Origin of the sequence: Luteolibacter rhizosphaerae (genome assembly GCF_025950095.1) — a bacterium.
Lineage (GTDB): Bacteria > Verrucomicrobiota > Verrucomicrobiia > Verrucomicrobiales > Akkermansiaceae > Haloferula > Haloferula rhizosphaerae.
Genome location: NZ_JAPDDR010000001.1, coordinates 361,799 through 377,177, shown reverse-complemented (window position 1 = coordinate 377,177; position 15,379 = coordinate 361,799). Strand labels below are relative to the sequence as shown.

Annotated in this window: 20 protein-coding genes; 6 read left to right on the top strand and 14 right to left on the bottom strand. The window is 63.5% G+C overall.

Annotation, left to right across the window (positions count from 1 at the left end; genetic code table 11):
• Positions 1-9 precede the first annotated feature (9 nt).
• On the top strand, positions 10-1,278 hold the full coding sequence (murA, locus tag OJ996_RS01545) for a UDP-N-acetylglucosamine 1-carboxyvinyltransferase (protein WP_264510454.1): 1,269 nt from the start codon (positions 10-12) through the stop codon (positions 1,276-1,278).
• Positions 1,279-1,284: 6 nt separating this feature from the next.
• On the opposite strand, the gene OJ996_RS01540 is transcribed toward murA, so the two are convergent.
• Positions 1,285-2,085 carry a PEP-CTERM sorting domain-containing protein gene (locus OJ996_RS01540; RefSeq protein WP_264510452.1) on the bottom strand — a complete coding sequence of 267 codons (801 nt, stop codon included), beginning with the start codon at positions 2,083-2,085 and terminating at the stop codon, positions 1,285-1,287.
• Positions 2,086-2,209: 124 nt separating this feature from the next.
• Positions 2,210-3,199: a lipoyl synthase gene (gene lipA, locus OJ996_RS01535; RefSeq protein ID WP_264510451.1), complete on the bottom strand. Its 990-nt coding sequence runs from the start codon at positions 3,197-3,199 to the stop codon at positions 2,210-2,212.
• Between the two features lie 217 nt (positions 3,200-3,416).
• Between lipA and OJ996_RS01530 the strand changes: the two genes are divergently transcribed.
• Both OJ996_RS01530 and OJ996_RS01525 read left to right on the top strand, forming a co-directional pair.
• Positions 3,417-3,683, top strand: a complete 267-nt coding sequence (locus OJ996_RS01530) for a ribbon-helix-helix domain-containing protein (protein ID WP_264510448.1) — start codon at positions 3,417-3,419, stop codon at positions 3,681-3,683.
• A gap of 5 nt (positions 3,684-3,688) precedes the next feature.
• Positions 3,689-3,988, top strand: coding sequence for a type II toxin-antitoxin system RelE/ParE family toxin (locus OJ996_RS01525; protein WP_264510446.1), 300 nt, complete (start codon positions 3,689-3,691; stop codon positions 3,986-3,988).
• 15 nt (positions 3,989-4,003) lie between these two features.
• Here OJ996_RS01525 and OJ996_RS01520 read toward each other — a convergent pair whose 3' ends face one another.
• From OJ996_RS01520 to OJ996_RS01505, 4 genes are all read right to left on the bottom strand, one after another.
• Positions 4,004-4,894, bottom strand: a complete 891-nt coding sequence (locus OJ996_RS01520) for a class I SAM-dependent methyltransferase (protein ID WP_264510444.1) — start codon at positions 4,892-4,894, stop codon at positions 4,004-4,006.
• A 29-nt stretch (positions 4,895-4,923) separates the two neighbouring features.
• The gene (recR, locus tag OJ996_RS01515; protein WP_264510442.1) at positions 4,924-5,523 is read right to left on the bottom strand and encodes a recombination mediator RecR; all 600 of its coding nucleotides are present in this window, start codon (positions 5,521-5,523) and stop codon (positions 4,924-4,926) included.
• A 3-nt stretch (positions 5,524-5,526) separates the two neighbouring features.
• Positions 5,527-5,946, bottom strand: a complete 420-nt coding sequence (locus OJ996_RS01510) for a hypothetical protein (protein WP_264510440.1) — start codon at positions 5,944-5,946, stop codon at positions 5,527-5,529.
• 64 nt (positions 5,947-6,010) lie between these two features.
• Positions 6,011-6,487: a peroxiredoxin gene (locus OJ996_RS01505; protein WP_264510438.1), complete on the bottom strand. Its 477-nt coding sequence runs from the start codon at positions 6,485-6,487 to the stop codon at positions 6,011-6,013.
• A gap of 138 nt (positions 6,488-6,625) precedes the next feature.
• Here OJ996_RS01505 and rpsU point away from each other — a divergent pair, with 138 nt between their 5' ends.
• From rpsU to OJ996_RS01490, 3 genes are all read left to right on the top strand, one after another.
• Positions 6,626-6,892, top strand: coding sequence for a 30S ribosomal protein S21 (gene rpsU / locus OJ996_RS01500; protein ID WP_264510435.1), 267 nt, complete (start codon positions 6,626-6,628; stop codon positions 6,890-6,892).
• A 153-nt stretch (positions 6,893-7,045) separates the two neighbouring features.
• Positions 7,046-8,428, top strand: coding sequence for a hypothetical protein (locus OJ996_RS01495; protein ID WP_264510433.1), 1,383 nt, complete (start codon positions 7,046-7,048; stop codon positions 8,426-8,428).
• Positions 8,425-9,699, top strand: a complete 1,275-nt coding sequence (locus OJ996_RS01490; RefSeq protein WP_264510431.1) for a hypothetical protein — start codon at positions 8,425-8,427, stop codon at positions 9,697-9,699. Before OJ996_RS01495 ends, OJ996_RS01490 begins: the two co-directional genes overlap by 4 nt.
• A 632-nt stretch (positions 9,700-10,331) precedes the next feature.
• Here the strand turns inward: OJ996_RS01490 and OJ996_RS01485 are convergent.
• The 8 genes from OJ996_RS01485 to OJ996_RS01450 form a co-directional block, all read right to left on the bottom strand.
• Positions 10,332-10,763 (bottom strand): acyl-CoA thioesterase, encoded by a 432-nt coding sequence (locus OJ996_RS01485; protein ID WP_264510429.1) that lies wholly within the window; start codon positions 10,761-10,763, stop codon positions 10,332-10,334.
• A gap of 7 nt (positions 10,764-10,770) precedes the next feature.
• Positions 10,771-12,018: a beta-ketoacyl-ACP synthase II gene (gene fabF, locus OJ996_RS01480; RefSeq protein WP_264510427.1), complete on the bottom strand. Its 1,248-nt coding sequence runs from the start codon at positions 12,016-12,018 to the stop codon at positions 10,771-10,773.
• 71 nt (positions 12,019-12,089) lie between these two features.
• Positions 12,090-12,332 (bottom strand): hypothetical protein, encoded by a 243-nt coding sequence (locus tag OJ996_RS01475; protein ID WP_264510425.1) that lies wholly within the window; start codon positions 12,330-12,332, stop codon positions 12,090-12,092.
• A complete protein-coding gene (locus tag OJ996_RS01470; RefSeq protein WP_264510423.1) occupies positions 12,329-13,081 on the bottom strand; it encodes a hypothetical protein in 753 nt (250 codons plus the stop codon). Before OJ996_RS01470 ends, OJ996_RS01475 begins: the two co-directional genes overlap by 4 nt.
• Before the next feature lie 3 nt (positions 13,082-13,084).
• Complete coding sequence (locus tag OJ996_RS01465; RefSeq protein WP_264510421.1) at positions 13,085-13,528, bottom strand: ExbD/TolR family protein; 444 nt, start codon at positions 13,526-13,528, stop codon at positions 13,085-13,087.
• A complete protein-coding gene (locus tag OJ996_RS01460; RefSeq protein ID WP_264510419.1) occupies positions 13,528-14,223 on the bottom strand; it encodes a MotA/TolQ/ExbB proton channel family protein in 696 nt (231 codons plus the stop codon). The genes OJ996_RS01465 and OJ996_RS01460 overlap by 1 nt, the downstream gene beginning before the upstream one ends.
• An 89-nt stretch (positions 14,224-14,312) precedes the next feature.
• On the bottom strand, positions 14,313-14,606 hold the full coding sequence (locus OJ996_RS01455; RefSeq protein ID WP_264510417.1) for an AzlD family protein: 294 nt from the start codon (positions 14,604-14,606) through the stop codon (positions 14,313-14,315).
• Positions 14,603-15,346 (bottom strand): AzlC family ABC transporter permease, encoded by a 744-nt coding sequence (locus OJ996_RS01450; protein ID WP_345783753.1) that lies wholly within the window; start codon positions 15,344-15,346, stop codon positions 14,603-14,605. Before OJ996_RS01450 ends, OJ996_RS01455 begins: the two co-directional genes overlap by 4 nt.
• Positions 15,347-15,379: the final 33 nt, after the last annotated feature.

The following is a 15,379-nucleotide window of genomic DNA, read 5'->3' as shown; positions in this document are numbered from 1 at the left end:
ACCTGCTCAATGGACAAACTCATCGTACACGGCGGCACTCCCATCCACGGCGCGATCACCGTTTCCGGCTCCAAGAATGCCTCGCTGCCGATTCTGGCGGCCACCCTTCTGACCGAAGAGGATTGCGTGATCCGCCGCGTGCCGGACGTGTCCGACACCAACTACATGGTGCAGATCCTCACCGGTCTCGGTGCGGATGTGGAGCGCTTCTCCGGCACCGTGCGCGTGACCGCCGCGGACGTGATGGACACCGCGCCCTATGAGATCGTGCGCCGGATGCGTGCTTCGGTCTGCGTCATGGGTCCCCTGCTCGCCCGCATGCGCCGCTGCGTGGTGGCGCTGCCGGGCGGCTGCGTGATCGGCGACCGTCCGGTGGATCTCCATATCCGCGGTCTGGAAGCGCTGGGAGCGAAAGCCGAGATCGAAGGCGGCAATGTGATTCTCTCCGCCCCGGATGGGCTGAAGGGCGCGACCGTGGACCTCTGCGGCCCGCAGGGCCCCACCGTGCTTGGCACCGACAACGTGATGATGGCAGCGACTCTGGCGGAAGGCATCACCACCATCACCTCCGCCGCCTGCGAGCCCGAGGTCGTGGACTTGGCCGACTTCCTGAATGCGATGGGTGCGAAGATCACCGGCGCTGGCACCCCGGTCATCACGATCGAGGGCGTGTCGAAGCTGAAGGGCTGCGTGCACAACGTGATCCCGGATCGGATCGAAGCCGGCACCTTCATGGCTGCCGCCGCACTCGCCGGGGAAGGCGTGACCCTGCGCCGCATCCGCCACGAGCATCTCACCGCCATCACCTCCGCCCTGCGCAAGGCAGGGCATCAGGTACACTTCAACGATGTGGGCGATGCTTGCACGGTCCACCGCGGCGACACGCCGATGTCCGCGGAGATCGTGACGGAACCCTATCCCGGCTACCCGACCGACATGCAGGCGCAGATGACCGCCCTCTTCGTCACCACGCCGGGCACGAGCATCGTGATGGACACGATCTTCCCTCAGCGCTTCATGCACTGCGCGGAGCTCAAGCGCATGGGCGCCGACATCCAAGTGAGTGAAGGCAAGGCCGTGATCAAAGGGGTGGAGCAACTCAGCGCCGCGCCGGTCATGGCGAGCGATCTGCGCGCCTCCGCCGCACTCGTTCTTGCCGCTCTCACCGCGAAGGGCTCCACGGAAATCCGTCGCCTCTATCACATCGACCGCGGCTACGAGCACATCGACGAGAAGCTCTCTGCCCTCGGCGCGAGAGTCGAACGAGTGCGCGAGTAGCAGCGATCAGCGCCGCCGGCGAAGCAGCGCAAGCATGCCGATGCCGCCGAGCAGCATCGCCGAAGGTTCGGGCACGGCAGCCACATCCACGATCTGGATCGCGTTGAGCACCCCGAAACGGGAGGCGTTGCCATCCAGATCGGTGGCGACATTGCCGCCCGGTCCGGCGACGACATTCGACCAGTCGAAGGAGATTTCCCCGCTGAGGTTCGCGGTGACGGAGAATCGCACGTACTCGATGCCTTCCACCAGTTGGCCATCGCCACCCACAACCTCGTCCCAAGAGGTCTGCTGCGAGATACCATCGACGGTGAAGAGGCTGTTCTGGCCTTCTGAATAGGCATCGAGGAAGTTGTTCCCCTGCCCGTAGAAATAGATGTCGTAGAGCTTGCCGGGGTCGAGTCCCGTGATCAGGCCGGTGCGGGTGATGACATCGGCCGGCGTGGTCGCGGAGATGAAGACATAGTCGGTCATCAGATCCTCGTAGGGCCCCAGCTGCTGCTGCCCGGGCTGGAGAGGATTCGATCCGCTGTGGTAGCTCCCGCTGATCCCAAAGCTGATGCCGATGCCGGTCTCCTCCCCGTCCGAGTCGAGCAGGTTCAGCCCGTTCACCGAGCCCGAGCCGGCGCTGTTCCCGCTGAGACGATTCCAGATCGAGGCAGCACCATTCGGATCATTGGCCGCGGCCGAGCCTTGGTAGACTTGGTTGGTCGAGAACTCGTCGAAGTCGATATTGACGATCTGGGCGCCGGCGGTTCCGGCGAGGGCGTGGAGAAATGACGCCGCGAGGATAGGGATGAGCTTCATGTCCGGCCTTAGGGAGGTGCCTGCAAACCGCGATCCCTTAACCTTTCTTAACTTTTGCGTCAAGACACGGGATCGCGTGGAGCAGTGCTCCCGCGAGTCGAGCCAGCCTCACCAGGTTGGCAGATCAAGCCACGGAGGCACGGACAAGCGCCGGACGCGCCGCCGGGATCGGCAGATCCTCGGGCTGGAGATCCAAGCCACGGACCGGAGCGGCCTTCTCGATCTCGTCCATGATATCCAGCTCGGGACGGAAGTCCGCGGCGTGATAGGAACTGCGGACCAAGGGGCCGCTCGCAACATGCCGGAAACCCTTGGCCAGAGCGATCTGCTTCAGTTCATCAAAGGCCGCAGGCTCGATGTATTCCACCACCGGCAAGTGGCGCGGTGTAGGACGAAGATACTGGCCCATGGTCAGCACGGTGACGTCCGCTTCGAGCAGGTCATCCATCGCGCGGTGGATCTCATCGCGGGTTTCGCCGAGGCCCAACATGATGCCGCTCTTGGTGGCCACCTTGCCAGCGACCATGGCCTTTGCCTTCTTCAGCACGGCCAAGCTGCGATGATACTTTGCCCGGGAGCGCACCAGCGGGGTGAGGCGCTCGACCGTTTCGAGGTTGTGGTTAAAGATGTGCGGGCGCGCATCCATCACCATCTGCAAGGCCCAATCGCGGTCGTTGAAATCGGGAACGAGCACCTCGATCACGATGCCGGGATTCACCGCCCGCACCGCTTCGATGGTCTCTTGGAAATGCTTCGCACCCCCATCGCGAAGATCGTCGCGAGCCACGGCGGTGATGACCACGTGCTTGAGCTTCATGCGGCGGGTCGCCTCGGCCACGCGGACCGGCTCGTCGATCTCCAGCGCATCGGGCTTGGCGGTCTTTACCGCGCAGAAGCCGCAGGCACGGGTGCACTTCTCACCCGCGATCATGAAGGTGGCGGTGCCTTGGCCCCAGCACTCCCAGCGATTCGGGCACTGGGCCTCCTCGCAGACCGTGACCAGCTTGAGGTCGGTGATCAGGGACTTGGTGGACCAGAATACCGGATTGTTCGGCAAACGCACCTTGATCCAGGACGGCTTCTTGTCCTGGTGCAGGGCAGGATCCATCTTCATCTGGGGACCGTGGCAGCCGCTCATTCGGGCGGGAACCTAGGGGGCCGGTGATGGCGCGTCAATGGCGGGGGCGGATTTGACCGAAGAGGGCATGCGAGGCGGCAGGCGCGGCAAAAGCGGACCTGAATAGCCAGATAGGCGGCCTACGGCGCGAAGGCCTAGGTAGAGCCCGTCCCACGAAATTGACTTTTTGTGGGACAAGTGTAGCTTACCGCCTATGGCGGAAGGCGTGAACGTACGGTTTTCAGGCGCGTTGAAGGAATTCGTGGAGCAACGCTCCGGTACCGACGGTCTTTATGGCTCGGCCAGCGAATACATCCGCGACCTCGTTCGCCGCGATTATGAGCGCGACGAAGCACAGCGCTGGGACGCCCTCCATCTGGAATTAAAGGCCGGGATGGCGGCATCCGAATCGGACTTTGTTCCGCTTGATCCGAAGTCTGTCCTAGCCGAAGCCAGACGACGCCGGGAGGAAGCCAAGTGAAGGTCGTGATTTTGCCAGCAGCTCGGGAGCGACTGCTCGAAATCTGGACCTACACGGCAGAAGCTTGGGACGATAACCAAGCCGACGAGTACGTGACGGGCCTCATTTCCCATGCCGAATCGCTATCGCAGCAGAGGCTCACATGGAGGGCGGCCAAGGAGCGGCGCTTTCACGGCATCTTCTTCACCCGCTACCGGCACCATTATATCTTCTTCAGGGAGTTCCCGAACGGAACCATTGGCGTGCTTTCCATCTTACACGAGAGCATGGACCTTCCGCGCCGCCTCAAGGACGATACGCAATAGACCCCTCGGCACGATCTAGCGCTTCACACAAGAGATCGCCATGAAGACGGGGAACTCCTTCACCGCGCGGTTCTCGCCCTTCGCCCGCGGGCCGGGCTGGGAACGGCGGTGGCTGTAGAGTTCCTCGCAGACGGTGACCCCTAGGCCGGCTTGGCCGAAGGCGGTGAGAACATCGCCGACCGGGCGATGGTAGAAGGTGGTGGTATCTCCCCCGCCCTGCCCGGGATGGGTGACAATGGGAATCTCCTGCGGAACGCCATAGCGGTCCACGCGGCGGAACTGGAGTTTCCGCCCCTCATCCCAGCCCCAGTGGGCCTGCTGCGGGATGCGGAAGCAGGGGTGCATGAAGACCGCGACGAAGCGGCCGCCGGGCTTCAGGGAAGCGGCCACTTGGCGGGCCATCGCGGGAAGATCCGGCACATCGTGCACGGCCATGATACAGGCAGCGGCATCGTGCGAACCATCCGCCCAAGAGCCGGGTACACAGGCATCTGCCACGACCAGATCGATGCGGGGATCGGGGCCGAACCGGCGCTGCGCGGACTCGATCAAGCGCGGGCTGGCATCGACCCCGGTGACCTTCGCCGCCTTCGCTTCGAGCAGCAGCGGGATCAGCACGCCTTGGCCGCAGCACAGATCGAGAATCTTCTCGCCGGGTGCCGGGGCCAGCAGGCGCATGGCCGCAGGGAGAATGACATTCCGGTGATAGTCCGAGCCACGATCACCGACGAGCTTGTCATACCAGCCGGCGACTTGGTCCCAGCCTTGCTCCGGCCCATCGCGGCGCGGGGCGGGGCGCTTCGGTCCGGAGTAGCCCGGATTTCCACCGCCGGGACGCGGTCCCCCACCCTGCTTCCAAGTCTTCTTCGCCTGATAGTGCGGGCGTTTGCGGGGCGGTTGAGGCATCGGGAAAGGGAGAATTTGAGATCCGGAATTCAGAGGTCGCGACGCCCTTCGAGCGCCCGCGCAAGGGTCAGGGCATCGGCATGCTCCAAGCCGCCACCGGCAGGAAGACCCTGCGCAATGCGGGTGACCTGACAGCGGCCGCGGAGGATGCTGGCGAGGTAGTTTGCGGTGGCCTCGCCTTCCACATCGGAGCCGGGCGCGAGAATGACTTCGGGCACTTTCTCGGTATCGATGCGGCGGAGCAGCGAGCCGATGCGGAGATCCTCCGGGGTGACATTATCGAGCGGCGAGAGCTTCCCACCGAGGCAATGGTAGCGGCCGCGGAAAGCACCGGAACGCTCCAGCGGCAGCACATCGGTGGCCTGCTCGACCACACAAATCACCGGCTCACGGGAATGATCGGAGCAGATGGCGCAGCGTTCCGCGGTGGCGAAGAAGCCGCAAACCGGACAGGCCACCACCTCCGCCTTCGCTTTCTCCAGAGCCGTGGCGAGAGCGAGCGGGTCCGCCTTCGCACTTTGAAGAAGCCAGATGGCCATGCGCTCGGCGCTCCGCGGACCGACGCCGGGGAGACGGCGCAGTTCCTCGACCAACTTGCCGACGGCCTCGGGGTAATCGATTCGGGCCATGCGTTATTCGACGGCGTCCCCCGGTTCCTGATGGCGGGTGGCGTAGATCATCGCCCAGAGACCGGACCAAGCGAGGGCGATGAGCGGCATGCTGACCGCCGGACGGTAGGCGGCGAGAGCGAGCACCGGAATCCATCCGAGCGTGAGGACCAAGGCGGAAACCCAAAGCACGGCGCGGCGCCAATTCCGGCGGGAACCGAGAATGGCGGCGGTCAGCCCGAAAACGACGAGAACGGTCCAGACCCAAGGAAGCAAAGGCGGCAGCGCTCGCAGCGTGCCTTCCAAGCCGGTGTTCTCCATCCAGCCCGCAATGACGGTATCGAAACGGCGGGCAAAGCCCATGAGCTGCACGGCCACGCCGAGAACCAGCGACATGCCCCCGATCGCCAACACGGCGGCACCGGGATGGGCGGGTGGTTTCATTGCGTGGAGGCTCATGCGTGCAGGTGGGCGAATTCTAGAGAGCGTGCCGGTGGCTTGAGAAGTGTCATTTCCCGGCGAGGGCCTCCGCGAGCAATTCGAGGTGCTTCGCGGGTGCCACCTTCTCCAAGATGGACTCGATGGTCCCGTCCGGAGCGATGATGAAGGTGCTGCGCTCCGTGCCCATGAAGGTCTTGCCATACATCGACTTCTCCACCCACACACCATAGTCGGCGACGATCCGCTGATCCGGATCGGCAATCAGCGGATACGGAAGGGAATACTTGGCGATGAACTTGTTGTGGCTTTTCACCGGGTCGATGCTGACGCCAAAGACGCGGGCTTGGCCGCGGATCTCCTCCCAGCCATCGCGGAGGGCACAGGCCTGGGTGGTGCAGCCGGGGGTGTCATCCTTCGGGTAAAAGACGAGGACGACCCGCTGGCCGCGGAGGTCGGAGAGGGTGATGGAAGAGCCCTCGGGATAGTCGCCACCGGTCACGGGAGCCGTGAAATCCGGGGCGGGCTGGCCGATCTGTGGTTTCATGGAGCGGAAATGGCAGCCCGGGGGACGCTGCGCAAGCCCCTGCAAAACGGGAAAAATCGCGAACTCCCGGATTGACAGCGGGGGCGGCCAGCCTCAGCCTCCGCGCCCCGACTTCTAGGAAAACAAGAACTGAATCGAATGAGCGAACGTAGCATGCGCGGAGTGACGGTGAAAAAGGGCGAGCCTGTGGATCGCGCCCTGAAGCGTCTCAAGACCAAACTCGACACCGAGGGCATCCTCGAAGAAATGCGCCGCCGTCGCGCCTTCGAATCCCCCGCCGCGCGCAAGATCCGTAAGGCCCGTACCGCTCCGAAGCGTCACAAGGTGCGCTGGCGCTACACCAGCCCGGCCCAGGCCGCCAAGGCCGAGGAAGCTGCCGCCGCCGCCGCTGCCGCCAACGCTTGAAGCCACTTTCCGTTTTCTAAAGTCGATCAAGGACGGGCGCTCGAAAGAGCGTCCGTTTTTGTTTTGCGGTGTACGAATGTAAATTCCGCGTAGAGATGGCCGCCGGGCCGTGGATCCGCTTGACCGGCCATCGCGGCGGGCCTTCATGGACCGGTGCGAACCCGTGGCTACCTGATTCTGGCGCTGCTGCCGCTAAGTCATGCGACGGCGTGGTGGATGGGCGGAAGATGGCCGGACGCGAACCATGCCTCCGGACCTTCCAAGAAGCATGCAGAAGAAGCGGACGCCTCGCGCTGGAGCGTGGCGGAGCTCCTGCGCCGCGGCAGGCCGCTTGATGAGGCGGCGCGAGCGAACATCGAGCTCGGCTTCGAAGAGCGCCTCAAGGCGGCACGGGACAAGATTCCCCAAGATGCCGATCTGAGCGCACTGATCGCGAGATGCGAGGCGGCGCTCGCCGAGGACAAGCAAACTGACGCCGACCTCGTCGCCGCCTTCGGCTTCTGGATCGACCGCGACCCGGACGGAGCCTTGGCTTGGCTCTCGAGATTCAGCAAGGAGGAGCCGGACTACTATTTATCCGGGCAGCTCACCCGCTATCTCGGCGAGGGAGGACATTCCCGTCTCAACCAATTGCTGGCGGAGCTGCCGCGCCTGAGGAAGACCCTGCTGAAGTCCGCACAGGATCTGGCCATGGCACGCGGCGGCGAGTTCACCCTGGCGCTGGCCCGAACACTCACAACCCCGGATGACCGATTCTCGCTGCTGAACCATGTCTTCCAGAATCCCGAGCTTGCACGCGGTCATCTGGCCAGTGCCCGCGCGATGATGAATGATCGCCAAGCCTCCGAATTCATCGGCTCGCTCATCAACGGTAGGATGTGGGTGCTGGCGGAGGAGGTCATGGCCGCGGGCTTCCCGGAGGAGCAATTGCGCTGGTATGAGGAACAAGCCCCCGGTTGGAAGCTGGGGGATGAACGCCAGCGGCTGGCAAAGGAGCAGTACGCCGCAACGCCGCTGGAGGAGAAGATGCGGGGCTACGGCCGGGGAGAAAATCATGAGCAGCGGTCCCACATGCCGTGGCAGCAGGACTTCCACCGGACCTTGCCGGACTTCCTGTCCTGGTGCTACGAGGTGAAGGAGGGAAGAAGCACTCCGGACGAGGTGCTGACGCGGGTGAAGGCCGCATGGCCGGAAGCTGCGTCCGTGGATCGCGAGCTGCGCAGCTATATCTTCGACCAAGTTTTCTGGAACGACCCGGTGGAGCATTTGCAATGGATCCGCCAAACCGGCGGCGAGGAGTGGCAGAAGGATGTCCTGGCGAACCTCGTAAGCCTGACACCGGAACAGATCCGCAGCCTGATGGAAAGCGACTCCCGGCTGGAGTTCCCGCGGGAACTTCCGCGAGGCCTGCACTACAGCTTCCTGTTCTGGAATCACAAGGACCCGGAAGGCTGCGTGGAGGCGATCCGGGACTTCCCGGATGAAGAGCTGCGCGCGCAGCTTCTGAAGGTCTTCGGAAGGGAGGACGGTCCGTGAGCCGCGGCAGAACGATCATCCTGCTTCTGCTGCTTTCTCACGCGCTGGTATTCGCCGTGTCGTCTACCATCCACTCGCGGCGGACAGGTGAGGCCACGGGTACAGCAGGAAGCGATGCTCCACGAGAGGCGGCCCTGCGCAGTGCGGAGCGTATACCGCGCGAGGAGATTCGGGGACGCTTCGAGCGCCGCTTGCGTGAACTGGAAGACAGTACGCTAAGCGCTGCCGACTTCGGCATCGCGAAGCGCGAACTCTTCCGCGACTGGATCCGCCATGACCTGCAGTCTGCATTGGACCTCTTCTTCGCCGTCGAGAACGAGCGGCATCACGCGTTCTCAGCCGGAGAATTGAGCAAGGAACTTGCCGACGCGATGGCGATGCAGCCGCGGGCAGTGTGGGACTGGATTGCACGGCGCCGCTGGGGCTCGCAAACCCCGGACGTCTTCGAGAAATGGTCGCGCACCATGATCGATAACGGGCAGATCGATCTAATCCTCGAACTGTTGCCGGGAGCGCCGTCCTTCACCCGCTCGAAGCTGGTGGAAAGCCTCTGCCCGAAAGCGACTCCCGCACAACTCGCGAAGCTACGCGAGCATCTAACCGACATGAGCGATGAGCACGGGAAGCAGACGATGCTCACGGCCTACGCGGAACGGATGATCGAAGCGGCAGGCGACGATTCTGCAGCCTTGCTTGCCGCCGAGAAGGATCCAGCGGTCCGCAGTCAACTCGCCACGGAATGGGCGAAGCGGGAACTCCGGCACCTGCCGATGGATCAAGCGGTGCCCGCTCTGCTCGGACTGCCCTCAGAAGTGCGGGAAGATGCCCTGTTAGAGCTGGGCAAGTCCCCTCGCACCGGCGGCTTTCCGGCCGCGGTCGGGGTGCTCGATTCCCTCGCGGCCGCGGGCTTGCTTGCGGATCCGTCGTCACCCTTTGTAGGGAAGATGATCGAGCAGACGCTCTCCGCGACCGGGGACATCGGCTGGCTGCATCCCGACTCAGTGCGCGAGATCGCCGCGATCTCTCGCGTGGACTTACGACATTTCGCCCTGGAGACCTTGGGCAGGACCATGGTGGAGCGTGGACCGCGGGATGCCTTGCTAAAGTCCGCCGAAGCCATCCCCGCCGGGCCGGATCGCGATGCGTTCCTAGCGGTGGTGATCGAGGCATTGGCAAGCGAGCCCGAGTTTCCACCGGATCACGAAACCGCGGAGACGAGGACCGAGCTACGGCAGCGCTTGTTAGAGGAGATGAGCGAGGCCGGGCGCTAGGCTTTTGTTTTCGTGGACGGACAGACCGGAGGGTGATTTCATCAATGGGATACTATCCGTGATGAAGAGCTTCTGGAGACCTGCACTCTGTGCCGTCCTGCTTGCTTCCTGTAGCAGCGGGGTGAGAGAGCATGCTGCATCGATCCAAGCCAAGCCGACGATCACGGAGGGTTCCCTTGTGAATTCGCTAAGGGCCTCCGAGGGGGATATCCAGCTCTTCGAGCTATGGCCGAAGGAGAGGGAGAGACTCGATTCGCGGAAGACGTATCGCTTCGATCTTCTGCGGGTGTCTCAAGCATCTCCCCTTCCATCGGGCGATGGAGCTGCCTCCCATTGGAACACTGAATTGGTGCGCGTGTCCGATGATGGACGCGTCCTTTATGACGCCAGTTTCTGTCCTGTCCACCGACAGCAGATGACCCGGCAGACAGTTCCGATCTCTTACGGGCTGCCCTTCCATCCGGAGGGCTATCTGAAAGCACGGCATGCCCGTTTCCCCCACGCCAACACCTCACTGGAAGGAGGATGTTCCGTGGGACCGCAGAAAGAGGTACGAGCTTTCGTCTGTGAAAGGTGCCGGGAGGAGGAGCGGGCTTGGAAGAAGGCGAATCCTCAGCGGTGATCGACATCCTTCAAGAGGCTCTCTCGCTGTGCCCAAGCTGGGGAAGGCCTTCTGAGCCCAGTTTCTCCCGCGTCTCGTCGTCAATGACGAGAGGCTTTCCCTGATGATCCACGCGCACAGTCGTCATCTTCCCGAAGGCACAGATTTCACCGTCCTTGAGGACTTCGAAAAGCCAGTGCACGGAAGCTGCACCGATCCGCTCGATGCCGAGCTGGACCTCGATCGTATCCGCGAAGCGCAGGGGGCGCTTGTAATCGCAGGAGACATGAACCCGCGGCCAGCCACCGAGTTCCCGATCAATGATGACGATTTCCTGCTGCTGCAGGTAGGCGTGCTCCGCCTCCTCCACGTGACGGAAGATCTTCGGGAAGTGGATCCAGCCGCTGCAATCGGTATCGCCGAAGGCCACCTGCGAGACATGAACATGGCAGGGGCTTTCCATGATCCGCTTAGTCGAAGCGCTTCACCAGCAGCGAGGCATTGTGCCCGCCGAAGCCGAAGCTATTGCTGAGAGCCACATCCACCTTGGTCTCGCGGGCAGTGTTCGGCACCACGTCGAGGTCACACTCCGGATCCTGGTTCTCGACGTTGATGGTCGGCGGCACGACACCGTCAACAATCGACATGACGCTTGCGACCAGTTCGATGCCACCGGCGGCACCAAGCATGTGGCCGGTCATCGACTTGGTCGAGCTGACCATGAGCCCGTTCGTGGCGTAGTCGCCGAAGGCGAGCTTGATGGCGCGGGTTTCCGCGATATCGCCAAGACCGGTGGAGGTCGCGTGGGCGTTGAGATACTGGACGTCTTCCGGATTCAGCTTGGCGTGCTTGAGCGCCATGCCAATCGCATAAGCCGGGCCGGAGCCATCCGGGGACGGCGCGCTCAGGTGATGGGCATCCGCGCTCACACCGTAGCCAACCAGCTCGGCGTAGATCTTGGCACCGCGGGCCTTGGCGTGCTCGAACTCCTCGATCACGACCACCCCGGCACCTTCACCCATGACGAAGCCGTCGCGGTCCTTGTCGAAAGGACGGGAGGCTTTCTCTGGAGCATCATTGCGGGTGCTCAGCGCTTTCATGTTGGCAAAGCCGGCAAGACCCATCGGCAGGATCGTGGCCTCGGCACCGCCGCAGAGGAAGGCATCGGCATCGCCGAACTTAATCATGCGCCATGCTTCCCCGATGTTGTGGTTTGAAGTCGCACAGGCGGTGACGATAACCATGTTCGGGCCGTAGAGACCGTACTCCATCGAGATGATGCCGCTCGCGATGTTCGAGATCATCATCGGGATGGTGAAGGGCGAGACTCGCTTCGGGCCCTTGGTAAGACAGACTTCGTGTTCGCGCTCGAGCGTGCCGAGGCCGCCGATGCCGGAACCGACCATCACACCGAAACGGCGGCGATCGATCTTCTCCACGTCCACACCGCTGTCCTGCATGGCCATCTTGGAAGCCGCGACGGCGAATTGGACATAGCGGTCCGAGCGGCGCGAGTCCTTCGGCACGTTGAAATAGGTGTCGGGGAAGAAGTCCTTCACCTCACCGGCGATCTTGCACTCGTACGGTGCCGGATCGAGCTGGGTGATGGTACCGATCCCGCTGCGACCGTTCTTCATTCCGTCCCAGGTGGACTGGAGATCGTTGCCAAGGGGGCTGACACAGCCGATGCCGGTGATGACGACTCTTCTTTCGCTCATGGGAATAGTGACGGGGCGTGCGTGCGGGAAGTTCGGGCGTCCTTAAAGTCTGCCGGGGTAGGTGGCAAGCCTCATCCCAAGCTACGGTTGCGGCCCCTTTCGTTGGCCGCGCCACAGTGAGGACACTGGAAGATACGCCCCCTCCCCTCGTCTTCCACCACAAGCTGGCAGAGGCGGCAGGTGACGCGGCGGCGCAGCGAGCGGCGCTCCGCATTCCGGTTCGACCAGCGGGAAATCCAGGAAAAGAAGGCCACGATCACCATCGCGACCCCGATGGCCCAAGCGGCGAGTTCGGTGAGGGTGAGCTCGATCATGATCCGCCGGAGATTTCCACGCTGGCCCAGCCGCCAGATTTTCCGCCACCTTCGATGAGGACCTGGCGCAGCCACGCCTCCACGGTGGCACCGCCGCCCGCTGCCTCCTGGGGGCTGAACACGGAGGTGACGCGGAGAACACGCCCGGCGGGACTGTAGTTCAAGAGATAACGATTCCCTTGCAAGAGACCGGCAGGCGGAGGAGCCGGAGGTTGGACCGCCCGGATCCCGTTTGCCGTAAGCACGGTAACTTGGAGAACGGGTCGCAGCGACGGATCAGCCGTCACCGCTTCCGGCTGGGGCAAAGGGGGCAAATCGCCCGGGCTCGCCTCCTCGGCATCCTCGGACGGCTCCGGGTCGGCGATCGCAACCGGCTTGAATTCAGGCTGATACCGGTAACCCGGAAGATTCGCGTTCCCCATGCTTTCCTTTACCAAGGCCACGACGACGGGATCCCCGGAGGGGTCCTCACGAACCGGGAAAGGCCCGGCCTCCAAGGCGAAGGTGCGGAGCGAATCCCACTCGCCTCCGTGCGGCACGAAGATCACGGAACCGCGGCGCTCCGGATGACGGGGTAGCCCGCCGCCGCCCACACGGACTCGCACCGTGGCAGCAAGGCCGACACTGATCAGACCTACCACCGCAATCGCACTGAGGAAGCTCATGTGGTTCCCCACCGGCAGACGCCACTGGAAAACCAAACCGATGCGGCGGTCCCGGGTGGCGCGTTTGGAGCGGAGGCCGAACATGGTTCAGGGTTTTTGCCTTTCCGGCACCGGTTGACTCTCGGCCGATTCACCGAGCATCCAGACGCGGAATCCCTTCTGCAGGGCGATCTCGGCCACTGCCTGCTGGGTTTCCACCGGCACCTCGCCATCCACGCGCAGCAGCACGTTACTGGCGGGGGCGGATTCACTGCCACGGCGGGCATCAAGGCGCTCCGAGAGCTGCCCGAGGGAGAGTTCCTCTCGCCCGAGCCAATAGCCGGGAGGATCGCCCTCAGTGATCGAAATCACGCTGGCATCCGTGGGCCGCTCGATCTGGTAGCGGGAAACCGGCAGTTCCAAGGCCAGACCGTGCTGGCTGGAGAAGGACTCGCGCCAAAGGATCACTGCAATCAGCAGCGCCAGAAGATTGAAAGCCGGGACCACGAAGAGGAAGCCCGGCCGCTCGGGGAGCGAGGATTCCAGCTTCATCACTTCTTGCGCTCTTCGCGGCGACGGGCGTCCAGCTCATCGCGCATCGAGACGATGCCGGTGTCCATGCGGGCATCGCAGATCATGTTCACCATCTCGATCCCGGTGCGTTCGATGCGGTGGAAGAGCCGCTTCGCCCGGCCGATGAAATAGAGGTAAAAGAGGTAGGCCGGAATCGCGATGGTGAGGCCCACGGCGGTGGTGACGAGGGCCATCAGGACGCCGGCGGCCAGCTCGTTGGAGCCGGCGGCGCCGCCGCGCTCGCTCATGCGCTGGAAGGTTTCCGCCAAGCCGAGAACGGTGCCGAGCATGCCCGTAAGCGGAGCGAGGACCGAGACGGCGAGGATCGCGCGGAGATTCTTCTCGATCCGGGGAACCTCGAGTTGGCCCGCTTCTTGGGCGATATCGCGCAGGTCCGGACGCTCCATCGAGTGCCGGAGCAGGACGGAATGGGCGACCCGGGCGACCGGACCGGGAGCCTTGGCCGCTTCGTGGAGGGCCTCCGCGTAAGCCTTGCGGCGGACGTGATTGGAGAGACCCACCAGCAGGTCACCCACATTGATGCGGGCGCGGTGGAAGAAAAAGAGGCGCTCGACCACGAACACCGCACCGAAAAAAGCCAGAGCCGCCTGAAGCCACAAAATCGGGCCGCCGTTCTCAAGGAGGCCCGATGGATCGAGGAAATCGCTCGGCATGCGGAGAGGCTATAAACGATCCTTTAGGATCTGCAAAGCCCGATGAAAGATTTGAGGCTGCAGGGTCGAGAGGCGCAGGATCCCGCACGCTAAGCGAAGTTTCTCATCATTCCGGCGGAGACCACCGCGACGAGCACCGTCGGCAGCATGGACAGCCGGCTCGCAGCAACAACCGTGAGCGCCAGAGCAGCCATGTCTGCGGGGCGACCGGATGCGAAGTGGGGGGCAAGCACCGAGATGAGCACGCATCCCGGAGCAGCATCCATGATAGCGGTGGCTTTCGGCCCGAGCTTGCGGTTTCTCAGGGCCAGATAGCCGCCGATCCGGGTCAGGTAGGTGACCAGAGCCATCAACACGAAAGTGAGGAGCGACAGATTGCTCATTTCCGCCCCCCTCCCTGAAGGCACGCCGCGATGGCTCCAGCCACGGAACCGACCACCACATACCAAGCCCCCGGCAGAAACACACAGGCACCGACCGCCGCGAGCAGGCTGACAACCCAAGGCCGGGCCGCCCGAACGCCGGTCCACATCCCCTTCAGGAGCACGAAGAACACCGCGGGGAATGCCATGTCCAGGCCATAGGACTCGATATCGCCCAACACCGGACCGAGGCGGGCACCCAGAAAGGTGAACACAACCCAAGTTAGATAGAGGCCCGAAGAGGCACCCATGTAGTAGGGCAGACTGAAAGCCGGGATTTGCTTCTCTCCCGAGCGGCGGCGGGCATCTGCCAGGCTGATCGCCCAGCTCTCGTCGCACATGAAGAAGAGCGCCATGAGGGCCTTTCTCTTGGACAAGCCATTGAGGAAGGGCGCAAGGGCAGCCCCCATCAGCAAGTGGCGGCTATTGATGAGAAGGGTGATCGCCACGATCAGGAGGACGTGGGGTGGCGAGGTCCAGAGATGGACCGCGGCGAATTCGGATCCTCCCCCGAAGTTCAGGCCGGTCATCAGGGCGACCCCCGCGGGCTCGAATCCCTTCTTCGAAGCCTGAGCCCCGAGCACCAAAGCGAACGGGATGAACCCGATCATGACGGGAAGCGATGTATGAAGTCCGCGCGCCAGTTCGCCCGCCCCTGAAACGGCGGGCGCCTCGCTTCCGGCAACACTCTCAATCTGCATGCCGGCAATCATACATCACCTCCCTCTAAAACG